General features: G+C 70.7%; 9 protein-coding genes. 7 read left to right on the top strand and 2 right to left on the bottom strand.

Going from position 1 to position 17821, the window contains the following annotated elements; translation table 11 throughout:
* Positions 1–458: TIM barrel protein (locus tag AC5JJ2_RS23755; RefSeq protein WP_495860528.1), on the bottom strand; the 458-nt coding region annotated here is incomplete at its 3' end.
* A gap of 155 nt (positions 459–613) precedes the next feature.
* Positions 614–7585, bottom strand: coding sequence for an SdrD B-like domain-containing protein (locus tag AC5JJ2_RS23750; RefSeq protein WP_495860527.1), 6972 nt, complete (start codon positions 7583–7585; stop codon positions 614–616).
* Between the two features lie 491 nt (positions 7586–8076).
* Between AC5JJ2_RS23750 and AC5JJ2_RS23745 the strand changes: the two genes are divergently transcribed.
* From AC5JJ2_RS23745 to AC5JJ2_RS23715, 7 genes are all read left to right on the top strand, one after another.
* Entirely contained in the window at positions 8077–9639 is a 1563-nt protein-coding gene (locus tag AC5JJ2_RS23745; protein ID WP_495860526.1) for a BBP7 family outer membrane beta-barrel protein, read from the top strand.
* A 130-nt stretch (positions 9640–9769) separates the two neighbouring features.
* A complete protein-coding gene (locus AC5JJ2_RS23740) occupies positions 9770–13033 on the top strand; it encodes a WD40 repeat domain-containing serine/threonine protein kinase (RefSeq protein WP_495860525.1) in 3264 nt (1087 codons plus the stop codon).
* 209 nt (positions 13034–13242) lie between these two features.
* Positions 13243–13476 carry a small basic protein gene (locus AC5JJ2_RS23735; RefSeq protein WP_495860524.1) on the top strand — a complete coding sequence of 78 codons (234 nt, stop codon included), beginning with the start codon at positions 13243–13245 and terminating at the stop codon, positions 13474–13476.
* Between the two features lie 136 nt (positions 13477–13612).
* Positions 13613–14896, top strand: a complete 1284-nt coding sequence (folK, locus tag AC5JJ2_RS23730) for a 2-amino-4-hydroxy-6-hydroxymethyldihydropteridine diphosphokinase (protein WP_495860523.1) — start codon at positions 13613–13615, stop codon at positions 14894–14896.
* A gap of 399 nt (positions 14897–15295) precedes the next feature.
* A complete protein-coding gene (locus tag AC5JJ2_RS23725; RefSeq protein WP_495860522.1) occupies positions 15296–16534 on the top strand; it encodes a response regulator in 1239 nt (412 codons plus the stop codon).
* 15 nt (positions 16535–16549) lie between these two features.
* The gene (locus AC5JJ2_RS23720; RefSeq protein WP_495860521.1) at positions 16550–17221 is read left to right on the top strand and encodes a hypothetical protein; all 672 of its coding nucleotides are present in this window, start codon (positions 16550–16552) and stop codon (positions 17219–17221) included.
* Positions 17222–17272: 51 nt separating this feature from the next.
* Positions 17273–17635 (top strand): response regulator, encoded by a 363-nt coding sequence (locus AC5JJ2_RS23715; protein ID WP_495860520.1) that lies wholly within the window; start codon positions 17273–17275, stop codon positions 17633–17635.
* Positions 17636–17821 lie beyond the last annotated feature (186 nt).

The following is a 17821-nucleotide window of genomic DNA, read 5'->3' as shown; positions in this document are numbered from 1 at the left end:
AACCCCTTCTTCCAGTCGCTGGCCGCGTTCACCCGGATGCTGTGGCAGCCGAGGACCTTCGCCCACTCCAGCCACCGCAGGTGGTTGCTCACGGCCGTCGCCCGCTTCTTCTCGTCCGGGTCGCCGAGGTTCCCCTCGCCGTCGCACATGATGAGGACGCTCGTGACGCCGTTGTCGTCCGCGACCTTCTTCAGGTCCGTCAGGTAGGCGTCGTCCTTCTTCTTGTCCTTGTAGAACTGGTTGACGTACTCGACGGCCGCGATGTCGTACTCCTTCTTCGTCGTCTCCGCGAACTTGAGCGCGTCGAGCTTCTTCTGCTGGTACGCCCGGTGCAGCGACCACTGGGCCAGCGAGATGCGGAAGAGGTCGTCCTTCGAGTCGGCGGCGACGAGCTTCGGCGCGACGGCGGCGAGCGCCCCGACGCCGGTGAGGTGGAGGAAGGAACGGCGGTCGAGCATGGACGGACTCCGTGAGAGGTTCGGGAAGCGAAAGAGATTCTACGGCCGATTGCCGTACCGGGTACTGAGTACCGGGTACTCAGTACCCGGTACGGTGGGGAAACACGAAAGCCCACGCACGACCGTGCGTGGGCTTCGCGGAGCTGCGTCTCGACTTAGCCGACGTAGATGCCGCCGTTCGTGTCCACCGGGAAGAAGTCGTCGAGGACGGTCAGCCCGTTCCCGCTGAAGATCTTCGTCTCCGCCGGCCGGCCGGGGCCGGTCCCGACGACGATGTCCACCCGGCCGTCCGCGTTCACGTCCTGCGTCGCCACGCGAATGCCGCCGGTGAACGTGGACTCGAACGCGAAGTAGCTCAGGATTGGCTGCTGCGTCCTGCCGTCGAACGTCACCACCCGCGGGCCGCCGCCGGTCTCCGCCCCGGCGATCACGTCCGGCGTGCCGTCGCCGTTCACGTCCCCGGCCGCGATCGTCACCCCGCCGGTGAACCGCGCCTCGTACGGGGCGTACTCCTGGAGCGTGTTCGTCACGTTCGCGCCGTTGATGACCTTGATCCGCGTCGGCACGCCCTTGCCGGTCGAGGCGACGATGTCGCCCAACCCGTCGCCGTTGAAGTCGGCCACCGCCACCCGCGTCCCGCCCCGCTGCTTCGAGTCGAACGCGAAGAAGTTGTTTAGCACCGACCCGTCCTTGCCGCTGAACGTCGAGATGCGGGGGCCGCCGCCGACCTCCGCCCCGACGACGACGTCGTCGAACCCGTCCCCGTTCACGTCCCCGCCGGCGACGAAGACGCCGCCGCGGAACGTGGACTCGAACGCGAAGAAGTCGAACAGCACCCGGCCGGTGGCCCCGTCGAACACGCGGATGCGGGGGCCGCCGCCGATCCCGGACCCGGTAATCACGTCGTCCACGCCGTCGTCGTTCACGTCCGCGGTGGCCACCCGGACGCCGCCGAGGAAGCTGTTCTCGTACACCTGGATGCGGAACCGCTCGCTGCCGGACGAGTAGTCGAACACCCGGACTTCCGGCAGGCTGCCGGCCCCGCCGGCGGTCACCACCGTCGTCGGCAGGGCCGTGTTGATCGGCCGGCTGAACGACGGGTTCCGCGACCCGACGACGACCGGCGGCGACGCGCTCGGCGGCGAGGTCGTCCCGCCGTTCGGCGACGAGCCGAGGAAGTTCCCCTTCGACGGCCCGCCGGGCGGCGGCGGGGAGACCGGCGGCGGCGGGGACGGCGGGATCGTCGCCGGCAGCACCTCGCCGAAGTTGTACTCGACGCCCGAATCGCCGGGTTGCAGCACGACGGTCAGCACGTCGTTGGCCGGGTGCGTCCCGCCGAGGCTGCCGACCGTGTCGAGGCCGTCGATCCACGCCGGCGGCTGCGTCTCGACGATCGTGTACGCCCCGGCCGCCAAGTTCGTGAACTGGTAGAACCCGTTCGCGTCCGTCCGCGTGCTGGCGATCGCGGTGCCGTTGCTGAACAGCGTGACGGTCGTGTTCGAGATGCCGGCCTCGCCGTTCGCCAGCTGCCGGACGCCGTTCGCCTGGAACGTGTCGCGGTAGACGTACCCGGACACCTGCGCCGGCAGCGGGGGCGGGGGCGGCGGCGGCGGCTCGACCGGCGGCGGCGGTGGGGGCGGCGGCTCGACCGGCGGCGGCGGCGGGACCGTGCGGTCCGCCGTCGTCAGGCCGAAGTCCTGCCGGAGGTTCGCCGCGCCGCCGGCGTCCGGGTTCGCCCCGAACGAGAACAGCGTGATCGCGCGGGCGGAGATGACCAGCCCGCCGGGCTGGGTGTTCCCCTTGTCCTCGTTGTCGTTGCCGTTCGGCGGCAGCAGCCCGCCGGGGACCGTCTCATACGGCCCCGTCTCGGCCTGCGCGCCGGTGGAGCTGGTGAGGTTCGGGTTCAGCCCCTGGGGCCGGTCGATCTCGACGAGGTAGCCGCCCGGCGACAGGTCGGTGAACAGGTAGTTCCCGTTCGCGTCCGTCGTGGCGGCGGCGACGAGGTTGAGGTTCGCGTCCCGTAGCCGGACCGGGATGCCGGCGATGCCCTTCTCGGTCGGGTCGAAGACGCCGTTGTTGTTCGCGTCCAGCCACACGAGGTTGCCGACGGCCAGCGGCCGGAACAGGCCGAAGTCTTGCCGCAGGTTCGCGAGGCCGTTCTCGTCCGGGTTGGCCCCCGCCGCGAGCAGCGCGACCGGCGCGGCCTGGACGAACGCGCCGGCGGCCGTGCCGTGGTCCTCGTTGTCCTGGTTCCCGGTCACGCCCGGCTCGTAGGGGCCGGTCGCGCGGCCGTTCGCGCCGGTGCTGGTGCGGAACCCGGCCGGGGCGGTGATGCGGACCGTGTACGTGCCCGGCGCGAGGTTCGTGAACAGGTAGTTCCCGTTCCCGTCCGTCGCGGTGGTCCCGACGACCCCGCCGGCGGCGTCGAGCAGTTGCACGGCCACGCCGGGCAGCCCGGCCTCGCCGGCGTCTAGCTTCCCGTCGTTGTTCGCGTCGTTCCACACGAAGTTGCCGACGGCCAGCGGGCGGTAGAACCCGAAGTCCTGCCGCAGGTTCGCGAACCCGCCGTCGTCCGGGTTGCCGGATTGCGAGAGCGCGACGACGGACTGCGCGACCCCGCCGGCGGTCGTGCCGTGGTCGGTGTTGTTCGCGTCCGTCTGCGGAGCCGGCTCGAACGGGCCGGTCGGGCTGCCGTTCGTCCCCGTGCTGCTGACGTACCCGGCCGGCGTGGTGACGCGGACGGCGTACGTGCCCGGAATCAGGTTCGTGAACAGGTACGCCCCGCCGACCGTCGAGGTGGTGGCGACCGTCGCGCCGCCCGCATCGACGAGTGCGACCGCCACGCCGTCCAGCGGCAGCTCGCCGGTGTCGAAGACGCCGTTATTGTTCGCGTCCTCCCACACGAAGTCGCCCAGGCTCAGCGGCCGGAACAGGCCGAAGTCCTGGCGGAGGTTCGCGAGGCCGTTCTCGTCCGGGTTCGCGCCGGGGGCGAGCAGCGCGAACGGGGCGGTGGTCACGAACGCCCCGGCGGCCGTGCCGTGGTCCTCGTTGTTCTGGTCGCCGGTGACGCCGGGTTCATACGGCCCGCTGGCGCGGCCGTTCGTCCCGGTGCTGCTGCGGAACCCGGCCGGGGCGGTGATCCGCACCGAGAACGTGCCGGGGGTGAGGCCGGTGAACAGGTAGCCGCCGTTCGCGTCCGTGCCGGCGTTGCCGAGGACGTTCCCGGCCGCGTCGAGCAACTGGACCGGCACGCCGGGGATGCCCGGCTCGCCGGCGTCGTGCTTCCCGTTGTTGTTCGCGTCGTTCCACACGAAGTTGCCGATCGCCAGCGGGCGGAAGAACCCGAAGTCCTGGCGGAGGTTGGCGAACCCGCCGTCGTCCGGGTTGCCGGCCGGGGACAGCGCGACGACCGACTGCACGAACCCGTTCTTGCCGAGCGTGCCGTGGTCGGAGTTGTTCACGTCCGTCTGCGGGGCCGGCTCGAACGGGCCGGTCGCACTGTTCGGCGTCCCGGTGCTGCTGACGTACCCGGCCGGCGGCGTCACCCGGACGGTGTACGATCCGGGCGTGAGGTTCGTGAACAGGTAGCCGCCGCTACCGGTGGTCGCGGTCGTCGCGACGACCGCCCCGGACGCATCGACCAGCGCCACCGCCACGCCGGCGAGCGGCAGCTCGGCGGTGTCGAAGACGCCGTTGTTGTTCGCGTCCTCCCAGACGAAGTCGCCGAGCGCCAGCGGGCGGAACAGGCCGAAGTCCTGCCGCAGGTTGGCGAACCCGGTGTCGTCCGGGTTCGTCCCCGGCGCGCCGAGCACGAACGGCGCGGTGGAGACGAACGCGCCGGCGGTCGTCCCGTGGTCCTCGTTGTCCTGGTTCCCGGTCACGCCCGGCTCGTAGGGGCCGCTGCCACTGCCGTTCGTGCCCGTACTGCTGCGGAACCCGGCCGGGGCGGTGATGCGGACCGTGTACGTGCCCGGCGCGAGGTTCGTGAACAGGTAGTTCCCGTTCCCGTCCGTCGTCGTGCTGCCGATCACGCCGCCGGCCGCGTCGAGCAGATCGACCGGCACGCCGCCGATGCCCTTCTCCGCGCCGTCGAGTTTCCCGTTGTTGTTCGCGTCGTTCCACACGAAGTTGCCGACCGCCTGCGGCCGGAAGAGGCCGAAGTCGATGGCGAAGTTCGCGTTGTTCGGCCCCTTCCCGTTCGTGTCCGGGTTGGCCGCGTCGCCGGGGGCGGCGAGGGTGACGAGGGCGGCGCGGATCGTGCCGTTCGCCTGGGCGGTGCCGTGGTCCTGGTTGTCGAGGTTGCCGACCACGCCCGGCTCGAACGGCCCGGTGGTGGACCCGTTCTTCCCGGTGCTGGACGCGAACCCGGCCGGGGGCACGATTTCGAGGACGTACCCGCCGGGGGCGAGGTCGTCGAACTGGTAGCCGCCGGCAGCGGTCGTCTGCCGCGTGCCGAGGAGCGTCGTCCCGTTCGCCGCGTACAGGTTCACCGTCACGCCGCCGATGCCCACTTCGGTCGGGTCGAAGACGCCGTTGTTGTTCGCGTCGTTCCAGACGAAGTTGCCGACGGACACGAGCGGCACGTCCACGAGGCCGATGTCGAACGTGTGGTTCGCCTCCCCGGCCGTGCCGGTCGTCACGCTGACGACGAGGTTCCCGCCGGCGGTGACGGCGTTCGAGTCGATGGAACTGCCGGTCGCGAACGCCACCGTCGCCTGCTTGCGGTTGAGCGCGGACTGGCCGAGCGCCAGCCGCAGCTCGTACTTCGTGTTCGGCGTCAGGTTCAGGCCCATGACGCGGCTGGCCGTCGTCGGGCCGGCGACGGACGAGAAGTAGTAGTTCCCGGTCGCGTCGGTCGTGGCGGTGCCGAGCGCTATGTCGTCGGCCGTGCCGAGGGAGCCGTCCCCGCCGGCGGCGAACAACGTCAGCTGCACGCCGGCCGCGGCCTGCTCGCCGGCGTCCTGGACGCCGTTCTTGTTCGCGTCGTTCCAGACGTAGTTGCCGATCTCGACCGGCGGCGGGCCGGAGATGGCGACGAGGTCGCCGACGCCGTTGGCCTTCGCGAACGTCCCGGCCCCGGCCGCGAACGGGGTGAAGTAGAGTTCGTACTGCTTCGTCGTCTCGCCGGTCGCGTTGTCGAACCACCGGACGCCGCCGGTGTTCACCCGGCCGGCGATCCGCACCGGGTCGAACGCGGTGGACAGCAGGACGTTCGTGCCCGGCACCTGCAGCACGCCGCCGACGGTGACCTCGTCGTGCTCGGTCGCCACGCCGACCGGCCGCTGGGTCGGGTCGCGGGGCAGGTCGTCCTGGTAGTAGAACTCGCCGCCGCCCGGCCCCTGGCCGGTGTTCTGCGGCGCGCCGCCCTGCCCGGCCGGGCCGCGGCCGTTCGACTCGAGCGTCCACCCGGCCAGCGGCTGGAGCGGGTTCGCCTGCACGGCGTCGAGGTTGAACGGGGCGTTGATGAACGCCCGGAGCGTGTCCCCGGCCGTCATGCCGAAGAAGTTGAAGGCGTTCGGGTTGAGCGGGTCTTCGGCCGTGAGCCGGCCGAACTGGTCGCCGGCCCGGTCGCGGATGCCGAGGACGACGTTCCCCTGGTTGTCGAACGACAGCCCGGTCAGCCACGGCTGCGGGTAGTCGGACCGGCCGATCGCCTCCGGCTGCTGGGCGATGAACCGGATCGTCGGCGACCACGGGTTCCACTCGGCCGGGTCGGGCGGGGCGATCCCGGTCGGGAAGTTGCCGTTCTGCTCCCCGCCCATGTGGATGTGGCCGCGGTCGTAGTTCAGGTCGATTTCCAGCACCGCTTCCGTCGTCGTCGTTTGCCGGGCGGCGTTCACGAACACGCCGCGGCTCGGGTCGAACGCGAAGACGTAAGCCTTGAGGTCGTTGCGGTCCTGCGTCGCCTCGGCCGAGTTCACCGCCCCGACGTACACGAGGCCGCGGTGGTACTCGACGGCGAACGGCCGCAGGTCGCCGAGCGGGTTCGCCGCCGTGCGGCCGGTGACGGTCGCCGGGATCGGCAGGTCGAACCGGTTGACCGTGCTCGTGTTCAACAGCCCGCTCGTCGGCACGGAGTAGAGCCGCCGGTCGCCGAGGGCGACGGTGTACATCCGCGAGTTGTCGGCGTTCGTGTCGAGGCCGCCGAGGGAAATCTTGCCGACCGTGTCCCACCCGAGGTCGCGGGTGACGCCGTTCACGTCCGTGAACCGGACGAGGCCGTCCCGCGCCCACGAGTCCTCGTCCGTGTAGGTCCGCAGGAACGAGACCGGGTTGTTCGCCTGGTCGCGGAACACGTCGGCGAGGTTCCCGGCCGGGCTGTTCGGGTAGATGCTGTTGAGGTCCGCGTACAGAGTCGCCGTCGAGCCGGTGAGGCCGGACGTGTAGATCGCGCCGGGGCCGCCGGGGCCGAACCCGCTGTGCCGCTTCATGAACGCGGCGGCGTACAGCTTCCCCCGCGACGAGTCGTAGGCGAGGCCCCACGTCGTGCCGACGTTGTCCTGCCGGACGCGGAGGTCGTGGGCGGTCGGCCGCGTGTAGTTGTCGAGGTTCGGGTCGCCGCTCGCGGACCCGGACGAGTACGAGAACTCGACGATCACGCCCGCGCCGGCGTTCGCGTCCCGGCTCGTGCCGCCGGCGAACACGTAGGTGTTGGTGACGACCTTCGGGTCGTTGACGCTGATGTCTTCCGGGCGGACGAGCGACAGGTTCACGTTCCCGGCGGCCGCGTCCACGAACTGCACGGCCGAGTTGGAGCTGGTCCCGCTCGGGCCGAAGAACACGCCGGCCGGCAGCCCGGTGAACTCGACCCGGAGCGGGCCGGCCGCGCCGGTGTCGAGGGTGTACGTGCCGTTCGCGGCGGTCGTCGTCGTGCCGACGACGGCGTTGGCGGCGTCGTACGCGGTGACGGTCACGCCCGCGACGCCGATGTCCACGGCCGTGGGCGTGGACCCGACGCCGCTGTTCGCGACCGCCCCGGCGGTGTCGAACGAGCCGTTGGCGTTAAAGTCCTGGAACACGAGGCCGGTGACGGCCGGGGTGGAGCGGTCTTCGAGGGTGTCGAATCGGAGGGTCGCGGTCCGCAACAACTTCCGTGTCTGCCGTTGCAGTAGGGCTTTCGCGGTCAACGCCATAATTTCGCGCCTCTTGCTGGGGGATGGCGGCTCGGCAACGACGGACATCCGTATCGGCGGAGCAGGCGACTTCTGCGGGTGATGGTCCTGGCGGGTGACGATCACACCAAATCCGCGGCTCGTCGGAAAGCCGAGTTAAGAGAACGTTCGCATTTCCTCTAGAGTGAGAAAATTTCGCCCGATCACTCAAGTCTCTTATTGTGCAAACTGCCTTTGGCAGTATTCAAGTCAAAATCAACAAAATTGCCCCAGTTTAACATCCCGCGTGTCCGAAAAACCGGCCGGTTGTTCCGGTTGAACGGGGAAGCGTGGTTAAAGTGGCCCGAAGTGTAAATTTACGGAGGCGCAGTATTGCCGGGGAAGAGGGTGGGTTCGTGTGGGACCGATACGAGACCTGTACGGGATGGAGACATTCCGCGGGTGTTGCCCCGTAGTCCGGCGGAGGCCGGATGCACCCGTGAAGCCCGTAGGGAAGGAATCCCCCCATGCTCACCCGGTTTCTCGGCGGCGTGGCGGCTTGTGTCGGGGCGGCCGGCGTGCTGTCCGCCCAGCAAGCGCCCGTCGCCACCCCCACGCCGACCACGACATCGGCCCCGCAGGTCCGCTCGACGAAGCTGGGCCGCCTCTTGTTCCCCGACCGCACGCCGGTGTCCACGACCGTCGTGGTGACGCCCCCCGTCCGCACCCTGCCGGCCGTGACCCCGGCCGGCACGCCGGTGGCCGTCCGGGCGGAACCGCCGAAGCCCGCGGCGAAGCCCGCGGCCCCGGCAACGCCGGCCGCGCCGAAGCCGCTGGCCACGCCGGTCGATAAGGCCACGCCGCCGGCGACGCCCGCGGCGAAGCCGGCGGCCGCGGCCCCGACCACGCCGCACACGAACCTGCTCACCGACGGCGGCATCAGCGGCCTCACGACGCCGTGCCCGGAGAGCTGCCCGACGCCGACGAACCACCTCTGCTGCGACCCGTGCGGCCCGCCCGGCCGGTTCTGGATCGACGCCGGGTACTGGTACGGCAGCACGACCGGCCAGCGAACGCCGCCGCTCGTCACGTCGGCCCCGGCCGGCACGCCCCGCGCCGTCGCCGGCACGATCGGCGGCCCGGGCACGCGGGTTCTTTTCCCGACCGGCGACCTGAACGACGACGGCCGCAGCGGGTTCTACCTGAACGCCGGCCTGTGGCTCGACCAATGCAACAAGTGCGGCATCGAGGGGAACTTCTTCTTCCTCGGCGAGAGCCGCGACCGGTTCACGGCCGGCGATCCGACCGGCAACTCGATCATCACCCGGCCGTTCACGAACACGGCCACCGGCCTGCCGGACACGGAACTCGTGTCGTTCCCCGGCATCCTCGCCGGCAGCGTGACCGTGGACAGCCGGTCCCGGTTCATCGGCGGCGGGCCGAACTTCGTGAAGAACCTCTGTTGCAGCCCGTGCGGCCGGTTCGACCTCTTGCTCGGGTACACGTACTTGAACCTGCGGGACGAGATCAACATCGTGGAAGACCTGACCTCGCTGCCGGGCCAGACGAACGTGCCGGCCGGGACGCGGTTCCTCGTCCGGGACAACTTCCGCACGTCGAACAACTTCCACGGCGTGAACCTCGGCGTCTCGACGGAGCGGCGGTACAGCCACTGGTACGTCGGGGCGCGGGCCGGGGTGGCGCTCGGCGTGAACCACCAGATCATCGACATCGACGGCAGCACGACGATCACGACGCCCGGCGGAACCGCGCAGACGTTCCCCGGCGGCCTGCTGACGCAGCCGTCGAACATCGGCCGGTACGAGCGCGACGAGTTCGCGGTGATGCCGTGGGTCGGGCTGAAGGTCGGCTGCCAACTGACGCCGCGGGTGCGGACGTACGTGGGGTACGACTTCATGCACCTGAGCAACGTGGTGCGGGCCGGCGAGCAGATCGACCTGCGGGTGAACCCGTCGCAAATCCCGCCGCGGACCGGCGGCGTGACGGGGCCGGCGCTGCCGGCGTTCACCCCGCGGGAGACCGGCGTGTCGCTGCACGCGGTCCGGTTCGGGATCGAGGCCCGGTACTAAACGACTGGACGACCGGTTCGCGGGCGACCAATCGGGTCGCCCGCGATCCGCCGTTCGACGATAAATGCGGGTGGTAACGGTCGTGCCGGTGTGCTAAGTTGGGGTGTTTCGCCCCCGGATTGCCCAGACCATGCCGGACCACGGCACCAGCGACGTTAACGACCTCGCCCCGGAACGCTCCCGAACGGCCGACACGCGGCTCCGTTCGACGATCGGCCTCGCCCGGGCCGACGCGCACCTCGCCGACACCCAAGACTTCGACACGGTCGAGTCCTACCCGCAGCTGCCGGACTGCACCGTCCTCGGCGTCCTCGGCCGCGGCGGCATGGGCATCGTCTACAAGGCCCGGCAAACCGCCCTCAACCGCGAGGTCGCGGTCAAGACCGTCCTCGGCCCGATCAACCGCAGCCCGATGGTCCTCGCCCGGTTCTTCGCCGAGGCGGAGGTCATGGCCGCCGTCCAGCACCCGCACGTCGCGCAGGTGTTCGACTTCGGCGAGACGCACGCCGTCCCGTACCTCGTCCTCGAACTCCTCCCCGGCGGCAGCCTCGCGCAGCGGCTTCACCAGAAGAAGCGGCTGCCGGTCCGCGACGCCGTCGAGCTGATCGAGAAGCTCGCCCGCGGGACCGGGGCGGCGCACGAGCAGAACATCGTCCACCGCGACCTGAAGCCGAGCAACGTCCTGTTCGACGCCGACGGCGAACCCAAGGTCACGGACTTCGGCCTCGCGAAGCGGCTCGACTCGAACCTGACCGTCACCGACCTGCAGATGGGCACGCCGTACTACATGGCCCCGGAGCAGGCGAACGGGCAGGCGAAGTTCGTCAGCCCCGCGGCGGACGTGTGGGCGCTGGGCGTCATGCTCTACGAATGCCTCACTGGGCGGCGGCCGTTCGAGGGGGACACCCCGCCGTCGGTCATTCACCAGGTCGTGAACGCGGACCCGCCGTCCTTGCGGAGCGTGATGTCCGGCAGCTCCCGCGACCTCGAAACCATCATCCAGAAGTGCCTGGCGAAGGAGCCGCACCGCCGGTACGCGACCGGGACGGACCTGGCGGACGAACTCCGCCGGTGGCTGGACGGCCAGCCGATCCACGCCCGCCGGACGCCGCCGCCGGAGCGGCTGGTCCTGTGGGCGCGGCGGAAGCCGATGCACGCCCTCGCGTGGGTGCTGGTGCCGCTCACGCTCGTCCTCGGCGGGTTCGGGCTGGTCGCCGTCGCCCTCTGGCAGAAGGCCGAGCACGCCTACACGAACGAGCAGCAGGCGAAGGCCGACATCGTCCGGGCGAAGGAGCAGGTCGCGGCCATCGCCCGGATTCGCCAGCGGCCGCTCGACCGGAAGCCCGGCTGGTCGTGGGAGACGGAGGACGACCTGAAGGCGTTCGGCAAGCTCCGGCCGGACGCCGAAATGATCGCCGACCTGCGGACCGACGCCGTGGCCGCGCTGACGGCCCTCGACTTCCGCGAGCGGCCGCCGGTGACGACCGGGCACAAGGTCGGGGCGGTCGCGGTCACGGCCGACGGGGCGCAGCTGGCCGTCGGCGACTTCCGGCCGTTCGCGTGGGTGACGCCCATCCCGATCCGCCTGTTCGACGCTCGCACGGGCCAAGAGACGCGGGTGCTGATGATGCCATCGCACAACGTCACCCACCCGAAGACCGGGAAGAAGACGCCGGAGGTTCTCCCGCACCTCGCGTACACCCCGGACGGGTACGGCCTGTTCGCGGCGACGAAGAGCGGCCACCTCTTCTACTGGGACTTGACGCAGGACACGGAACACCCGGCCCGGACGTGGACGGTCGGCCGGGAGGTCGCGGACCTCGTCGTCGGCCGGGACGGGCGGACGGCGTACACGCTGGCGAAGTGGGACGGCGGCGTCTTCCGGTGGGACCTCGACCGCGACGGCCCGCCGGCGAGTTACCCGGCCGAGTTCCACTGCGGGGCCATCGCCCTCCACCCGACGCGGGACGAGCTGTACGCCGGCGTGGCGGACCGGCTGTTCGTGCTGGACGCGACGACGCTGCGGCCGCTCGGCCCGCCGGTGACCCTCCCCAACGGCATCCACCGGCTGCGGTTCCACCCGGCCGGGAACTGGCTGGCGGTCGCGGCCGCGGAGCACGTTCACGTCGTCGACGCCGCCACCCGCAAGGTGACGATGTCGATGATCGACCCGGTGCTGAAGGCCGCCGCCCACCGCAACGGGATCGACCACCTGGCCCTGCACCCGTCCGGCGGGGCGCTGATCTCGCTGTCGGACGCGGCGGCCGACCACACGCTGAAGGTGTGGGACGTGGCCACCGGCCGGCTCGCGGGGGCCGCCCCGATCCCCGGCGAGGGGATGATGTCGCTGACCCTGTCCCCGGACGGCCGGACGGCCTACGTCGGCACGGCCGAGGGGACGCTCTGCTTCGAGCTGCGGGGCTTCGACCGCCAGCAGCACCCGGTCCGCGCGGCCGGCCCCGTCCGGGCGGCGGCGTTCACCACCGACGGCCGCGGGGTGGCGGCGCTCGTCGCCCGCCCGGAGGAGCACGACCAGGACCCCCTGCAACGGGTGACGGTTTCCCTCGCCCACGGGGCGGACGCCCAGGACTACCCCCTGGCCGCGGCGTACCCGACGCGGCAGGCGAGCAAGTTCGGGCTGACGACGCACGGCGACCGCGTGGCCGTGACGACCGAGTGTTCGGACGTTCACGTCTGGTCGGCGGCCCGGCCGACGGCGCACGGGACGCTGGCCGTGGCGGCCGCGGCGCTGCCGCGGTTCACGCCCCGCGGGGACAAGTTGTGGGTCGTCCGCGATTCGGTGTACCACGAGTGCCGGGACGCGGCGACCGGGAAGGTCACCGACGGGTGGTCGAACGACTTGCAGGACCAGCTGCTCGGCGCGGCCGGGATTCAGGCCGCGGCGGCCGGGGATTCGGTCGTCGTGGCCGGGTCGCGGGCCGGCAGCATCGTCGCCTACGCGCCGGGGTCGAAGAGTCCGACCCGCTACCTGGCGGCGAAGCACGGCCCGGTGACGGGCATCGCCCTGAGCCGGGACGAGAAGCTCGTCGTGGCCGGGACGTACGCCGGCAAGGTCCGCACGCTCCGGCTACCGGACCGGGTGGAAGAGGACGTGATCGCCCCGCACGCGGACGCGGTGACGGCCGTGGCCCTGTCCGACGGCTACCTCGCGACCGGGTCGGCCGACCGGTCGGTGAAGCTGTTCGCCCGGACGGCCGGCGGGTGGCGGCAACTGTTCGCGCTGTCGAACCTGGGCGAGGCGGTGCGGTCGGTCGAGTTCAGCCCGGACGGCGGCCGGCTGCTGTACACGTTCGCGAACGGCCTGGGGTATCGCGTGCTGGACCTCGACGCGCTGCACGCCGAGCTGGCGAAGGCCGGGTTCGGGTGGAAGTGACGCCGACCGCCCCTGGGACCGCGGGCGTCCCGCCCGCTTCGCTCCCCGCCACGTAAGGCGGATCCCCGTGGCCGGGAAGGTGGGCGGGCGGGACGCCCGCGGTCCCAGGGTTTGAACGCCCCGGCTTGCCACGCCTGACCCGCGCCCTAGCATAGCTGTTCCGTCAGGACGACCTGACCTCCCGAAACTCCCGAACATCTGGTTGAGCCATGTCCATCGACAAGAGCCTGAAGCGGAAGGGCGGCATGTCCCGCGTCCGGTGCGTGATGAAGCGGTCCGAGCGCATCCTGAAAATGATGGAAGACGGCAAGTGGCAGGACGGGACCAGCCCGTTCGGCCTGCCGAAGACCCGCGTGGTGAAGGTCGCGCTGAAGAAGAAGCCGAAGAAGGAAGCGGCCGAGGGCGACGCCGCGGCCCCCGCCGACGCCGCCGCGAAGAAGTAACCGGCCCGGCCGGAACCCGCACGACACCGCCAGGACTGGCTCCTCGCGGTGTTTTTTTATCGCCCTCGGTACGAGGTCTTTTCTGACCTCTGACCTCCGACTTCTGACCTCCGACTTCTGACCGCGAAGGGCCGCCATGCCACTCATCCCCATCGCCCTCGGCAGCAACCTCGGCGACCGGCGGGGCTACCTGGACGCGGCCGTCCGGCGGCTGCGGGTCGAGCCGAACGTCCGCGTCGCGGCCGTGTCGCCGTACTACGAAGCGCCGCCGCAGGACAGCTCGCCGGACGCGCAGACGTACCTGAACGCCGTCGCCGTCATCGAGACCGACCTGCCGCCGCAGGCCGTCCTCCGCATCCTGTTGGAGATCGAGCACCAGCTCGGCCGCCGCCGCCCGGCCGTCCGGCAGGCCGGCGTGTACGCCCCGCGGACGCTCGACCTCGACCTGCTCGTCTACGGCGACCAAATCTGGGATTCCCCGGAACTCATCCTGCCGCACCCGCGGATGCACGAGCGGTCGTTCGTCCTGAAGCCGCTGGCGGACGTGGCCCCGGACCTGGTCCACCCGGTCCTGCGGCGGACGGTCGCGGACCTGCTCGCCGAGCGGCCCCAGGCCGAGCGCGACGCGGTGCGGATCCCGCACTTCACCGAGGCGGCGGAACGTAGCCTGTTCGCCGGGGTGCGGGTGTTGGTCACTGGTTCGACCAGCGGCATCGGCCGGGCCGTCGCTACCGCGTTCGCCGAGCGCGGGGCGGACCTCATCGTCCACGGCTACCGGTCGAAGGAAACCGCCGAGACGGTCGCGCACCAACTCCGCGCCTACGGCCACGACTGCCGCGCCGTGCTGGCCGACCTCCGCGACCCGGCCGAGGTGGACCGGTTGGCGAAGCAGTCGTGGGACGTGCTCGGCGACGGCCTCGGCGTGCTCGTCTGCAACGCCGGCGCGGACACGCTCACCGGCGAGGGCGGGAAGTTGAGCTTCGACGAGAAGCTGGACCAGCTGCTGGCCGTCGATCTGAAATCGACCATGCGGCTGTCCCGCGCCGTCGGCGAGAAGATGAAGCTGGCCGGCCGCGGCGTCATCCTGACGATGGGCTGGGACCAGGCCGACCGCGGCATGGACGGCGACAGCGGCCAACTGTTCGCGGCCGTGAAGGGCGCGGTGATGGCGTTCACGCGCAGTTTGGCGCTGAGCCTCGCGCCGCAGGTGCGGGTGAACTGCCTCGCGCCGGGGTGGATTCGCACGGCCTGGGGCGAGACGGCGTCGGCCGCGTGGCAGGACCGCGTCCGCCGGGAGACGCCGCAGCAGGTCTGGGGCCTGCCGGACGACCTGGCGTCGGCGGCCGTGTGGCTGGCGTCGCCGGGGGCGAACTTCGTGACCGGCCAGACGATCCGCATCAACGGCGGCGCGGTGCGGTGACACGACTTCCGGCCGATGCAACGGCCGGATTTGTGGAACCCAGAGCGGAAGCGACGGGGTGTGGGGACAGTCGCCACACCCCGTCGCTTCCGCTCTGGGTTCCACAAGAATTTGTATTAGTCTCCGCTCGTATGCGAGACATGTCACGCTTACGCCGTAACGCTCGCCGGCGCGACGGCCGTGAGCCGCTACTTCTTGAGAGTTCCCGCGCCCTGGGCGAACTTTTCAGCCCCGGCCCTCAGTTTCTCGCTCAACACATCGTCGGACTGCGCTGAAAATCTATCGCGCGGCCGTCAGAAATTTGACAACCACCTCAACCCGTCCCAAAGTCCACAAAGGTCTCCCTGTTCTGTGGGGCAACTGCCCACGTTCTGCACCGACGGAATCGAGACGCTCGACATGGCACCAGTCGAAACCGTTTCCCTGCTCCGCGACGGGATCGCCGCCGCCCGGGCCGGGGACAAGGCCCGCACCCGCACGCTCCTCCGGCAGGTCACCGACCTCGAGCCGGGTAACGAACTCGCGTGGCTGTGGCTGGCGAACACGGCCGAGGACCCCCGCGAGTCGCTCGCCTGCCTCCGCCGCGTGCTGGACATCAACCCGAGCAACGAGTACGCCACCGCCGGGCTGCCGGACGCCCTCTGCCGGGCCGGCGTGGCCGCCGCCAAGGCCAACGACCGCGGGCAGGCGAAGGTCTGGTTCGCCGAGGCCACCGACCTCGCCCCGCGGAACGAGACCGCCTGGCTGTGGCGGGCCGGCCTCGCCGACACGTCCGCCGAGGGGATCGAGCTGCTCCAGTTCGTCCTCGCCATCAACCCGAACAACGAGCGGGCCAAGCAAGGGCTGGCCCACTACCAGGCGCAGCTCGCGCCGAAGTGGGCGTGCATCCTGTGCGGCTACCAGGGCGAGCCGGGCAAGAGCCAACACGTCTGCCCGCGGTGCAAGGCCGTCGTCACCATCGAGAACCCGTCCGCGTTCGACGTCCACACCGGCGCGGACCGGCGGCTGCTCGAGCAGGCGGCGCACAAGATTTACGCCGACCTCCAGGCCGACCCGAGTTCGGCGAACGCGTTCAAGCTCGGCGTCTCGTACCTGAACCTCGGGTACGTGGACGAGGGCATCCGGGCGCTGCAGACGGCCGTGAAGGGCCGCCCGGCCGACCCGAACTGGCGGGCGCAGGTCAACCGGCTCGTCAAGCACCGGGAGGCGACGCGGAAGGTCGCCGACGAGGAGAAGCGGCGGTCGGCGCTCGCCGTCAAGCCGACGGTCATGATCGTGGACGACAGCCCGACCATCCGCAAGCTCGTGTCGGTGACGCTCGGCACGGCCGGGTACACGATCGTCGAGGCGGCCGACGGGTACGAGGTGGCGGAACGCATCCGCCAGCACGGGTCGCCGAACCTGTTCCTGCTCGACATCAACATGCCGGGGCTGGACGGCTACCAGCTGTGCAAGATGCTGCGGCAGAACGCGGAAACGTCCAAGGTGCCGATCATCTTCCTGACCGGCAAGGACGGGTTCTTCAACAAGCTCCGCGGCCAGTGGGCCGGGGCCGTCGAGTACCTGACCAAGCCGTTCGATCCCCAGAAGTTGCTCGCGAGCGTGGGCCGGATCGTCCCGCTCCAGAAGGCCCCTTAACGGCAGGAACCCGTCATGTCGAAGTACGAGGACGACGCCCGGTTCAGCCTGTTCGGGCCGCGGACCAAGCCGAAGGAAAGCCTGACCAGCAGCGACGCCGACCCGAACCAGATTCCGGGCCTGCCGCTGTCGGCCGAGTCCCGCGGGGCGACGAAGACGCTGTGGGACGGCGAGTCCGTGGACGACCCGGCGGACGTGGAGTACGACCGGACGTGGCACGTCATCCTGGTGCAGTTGCTCGGCCGGTTGGAGCACGGCCGGGCGTCGTTGGAAGACCCGGCCCACGTCCGCGACCCGGCCGGGGCGGTGCGGATCGCGGCCGCCATGGTCAACCAGGTGGCGGACTTCATCGCCACGCACGTGGACCCGCAGAAGTACTCGCGGCCGATCGCCGACTCGCTCGCCGCCGCCGGCCGGTTCCTGACCGCCGCCCAGGTGGCCGGGCAGTCGGCCGGGAAGCGGGGGTTCCTCGGGCTGTTCGGCGGGAACACGGCCGAGCGGGCCGGCAAGCTGCAGGAGTGCATGTGGGTGCTCCGCGACATGCCGCTGGTGCTCGAGCGGTACTTCGTACTCCTCAGCGGGTGCTTCCACGGCCGCAAGCCGGCCCTCGAGTGGCTCGAGACGAGCGGCGTGTACATCGGCGAGTTGAAGCGGGCGCTGGGTTGGGTCGAGGGGTTCACGCCGTAACGACCGGCCGAAAACCGGCCATTGATTTTTTCATCGAAGGAGTTGCCTCCCATGCCGACCACGATCTTGGTGGTGGACGATAGCCCGACCGAGCAGCGGCTGGTGGTGAACGCGCTCGCCCAGAAGGGCTACCGGGTCATCACCGCGGCCGACGGCGACGAGGCCATCGAGAAGGCCGCGAAGGAGCTGCCGCGGCTGGTCGTCCTCGACGTGGTGATGCCGAAGAAGAACGGGTTCCAGGTCTGCCGCCAGTTGAAGACGACGGCCGCGACCCAGAACATCAAGGTGCTGCTGCTGACGAGCAAGAACCAGGACAGCGACAAGTTCTGGGGCCTGAAGCAGGGCGCGGACGCGTACCTGACGAAGCCGTTCGACGACGGCGACCTGTTCGCGAACGTCCTGAAGCTGGTGTAACTCGACAGGCGGGTTGTGGCGGTCGGGTCGAGGCTCTGCGAGACCCTTCTGGTTCCCTCCCCCCTTGGGGGGGAGGGTTAGGGAGGGGGGTCGCCTGCCTCCGTCGTACTCGTATCTCAGAGGCCGTGTGGAGCCCCCCCCGCGGTCGCCGCACGCCGCCAAGATCGGAAGGGCGTGGTGGAGGGA

Source organism: Limnoglobus sp., assembly GCF_059499385.1.
This window is presented reverse-complemented; position numbering and strand designations above follow the sequence as displayed.